Below are 2,507 nucleotides of genomic sequence, written 5' to 3' on the forward strand. Positions count from 1 at the left end.
GAAGTGGGCAGCCTGGCGCTGGACCGGGTGGACGAGGTGGGCCTGACGCTGCGCTCGCTCAACCAGCTCGGCCTGATGCTGCGCTGGATCATCGACGACGTGGCCGAACAGGTGGTGACGGTGGAACAGGCCAGCGGCGAGATCGCCCAGGGCAACACCGACCTGAGCGACCGCACCGAGCAGGCGGCCGCCAGCCTGGAAGAAAGCGCCGCGTCGATGGAAGAGATGAGCTCCATCGTGCGCAACAACGCAGAGGCCGCCCAGCGCGCGGCCGAGCTGTCCAGCGGCGCCAGCGCCGCGGCCACCGAAGGCGGCGAAGTGGTGCAGCGTGTGACCAGCACCATGCAGGGCATCACCGCCAGCAGCAAGCAGATCGGCGAGATCATCGAGGTGATCGACGGCATCGCCTTCCAGACCAACATCCTGGCCCTGAATGCCGCGGTGGAAGCCGCGCGGGCGGGTGAGCAGGGCCGCGGCTTCGCGGTGGTGGCCGGCGAGGTGCGCAGCCTGGCGCAGCGCAGCGCGCAGGCGGCCAAGGAGATCCGCACCTTGATCGGCAACAGCGTCGAGCGGGTGCAGGACGGCGAGCGCCAGGTGGCGCATGCCGCCGAGGCGATGGGCAAGATCATGTCGCAGGTGCGTGAGGTGCAGTCGCTGGTCAACTCGATCAGCGAGGCCACCCGTGAGCAGACCACCGGCATCGGCCAGATGAGCGAAGCCGTGAGCCTGCTGGATCGCAACACCCAGCAGAACGCGGCGCTGGTGGAGCAATCGGCCGCCGCTGCGCAGAGCCTGAGCAACCAGACCCACCACCTGGTGGAAGCGGTGTCGGTGTTCCGCGCCCGGGCCTGAACGGGCGGCGTACCGCTTGTGACCATGTTGCTGCGCTGCTAAGCGCAAGGCATCTCCGGTACGGCCTGCGGAAAATCGGCTTTTCATTCGTTCAGCCGGCACGGGCTGTGCAAGCATCGCGGCCCATGCGTCAGGTTGTCCAGGTTGTTGCAGGGCTGCGCCGCCACGGTTGGGCCCAGTTGTTCGGATTGCTGTTCATGGCCGCCGTGGCGGCCGGCTGTGCATCGCTCGACGAGCAGCAGCGCAGCTGGATCTTCCAGCCCACCCCGGGCACCTGGTGGGGCGGTGAGCTGGACGACCAGGAATTCCGCGACGTCTGGATCGACTACACCCCCGACAGCGGCTGGCACGCGGGCAAGCCGGTGAAGCTGCACGGACTGTGGCTGGCGCAAAGCCGGCCCGACGCACCGGTGATGCTGTACCTGCACGGCGCCCGCTGGGACGTGCGCGGCAGCGCCAACCGCATGCGCCGCATGCACGACCTGGGCTTTGCGGTGCTGGGCATCGACTACCGGGGCTTTGGCCGCAGCACGGCGGTGCTGCCGTCCGAATCGATGTCCTACCAGGATGCACGGGCCGCCTGGGACTGGCTGGCCACGCAGCATCCGCAGTCGCACCGCTACATCTTCGGCCACTCGCTGGGCGGCGCCATCGCGGTGAACCTGGCGCAGGAGGTGGATGACGCCTCGGGCCTGATCGTGGAAAACACCTTCACCTCCATCCGCGACGTGCTGGCCACGATGCGCTGGGGCTGGCTGCCGGTGGGCCCGCTGCTGACCCAGCGCTTCGAGGCGGGCGACCGCATCGCCCGCGTCAAGGCGCCGGTGCTGGTGGTGCACGGCACCGACGACCAGCTGATTCCGCCCGAGCTGGGCCGCGCGCTGTACGAGCGCGCCACCGCGCCCAAGCGCTTCCTGCTGGTGGAGGGCGGCACCCACCACAACACCAACGACCTGGCGCAGCCGCAGTACCGCACGGCCATCGCGGAACTGTTCGGACCGAGGCTGTAGCCCCCAAGCTCGCTTCGCTCGCGCCCCCCCGAGGGGAGTAGGTTCCTTGGGGCGGCCCGGCGGAACCTGGCTTAGCGGGTGTCCGGGCGCGCATCGTGGTCCAATCGCCCCCTTGCCGGCCACTTTTTGGCCGCGCCTTGTCACATGGCCACCCTGAAATTGAAGAACAAGCCGGCTGCTGCCGGCAGCGGCGACCGCGCCCGCGCTCCGCTGCGCGCAGCCACCGCCCCCCGCCGCCAGCGCACGCTGGCCGAGGCCCAGGCCGACCGCGCCGCCCGCGAAGAAGCCTTCCGCCAGCAGCCCGAACGCGGCGCCCGCGGCGACCGGCCCCGCCGCGACGGCCCGCCGGGCGACCGCCCGCGCTTTGAACGGGGTGGCGACGAACGCCCGCGCTTCGACCGGCTCCGCGGGGATCGGCCGCAGGGCGACCGTCCCCATGGCGACCGGACGCGTGGCGAAGCTGGGCCAGGTGGGCAAGGCGACCGGCCCCGCGGCGACCGCCAGGGCGGTGACCGGCCGCCAGGTGACCGGCCCTACGGCGATCGGCCCCATGGCGACCGTCCGTACGGTGATCGCCCCCGCGGCGACCGGCCCGACCGTGCGCCGGGTGAGCGCCCGCGCTTCGACCGGCCCCGTGACGACCGC

Annotated in this window: 2 protein-coding genes and 1 pseudogene; all 3 read left to right on the forward strand. The window is 71.3% G+C overall.

Features of this window, described 5'->3' with window-relative positions; all coding sequences use genetic code 11:
* The coding region (locus ABNT58_RS23875) for a methyl-accepting chemotaxis protein (protein WP_348755894.1) at positions 1 to 852 on the forward strand (852 nt) is incomplete at its 5' end.
* 197 nt (positions 853 to 1,049) lie between these two features.
* Positions 1,050 to 1,862, forward strand: a complete 813-nt coding sequence (locus ABNT58_RS23880; RefSeq protein WP_348755895.1) for an alpha/beta fold hydrolase — start codon at positions 1,050 to 1,052, stop codon at positions 1,860 to 1,862.
* 144 nt (positions 1,863 to 2,006) lie between these two features.
* Positions 2,007 to 2,507, forward strand: a pseudogene (locus ABNT58_RS23885) (hypothetical protein); the annotation flags it as partial.

The sequence above is a fragment of the uncultured Aquincola sp. genome (assembly GCF_964001545.1).
Lineage (GTDB): Bacteria > Pseudomonadota > Gammaproteobacteria > Burkholderiales > Burkholderiaceae_C > Aquincola.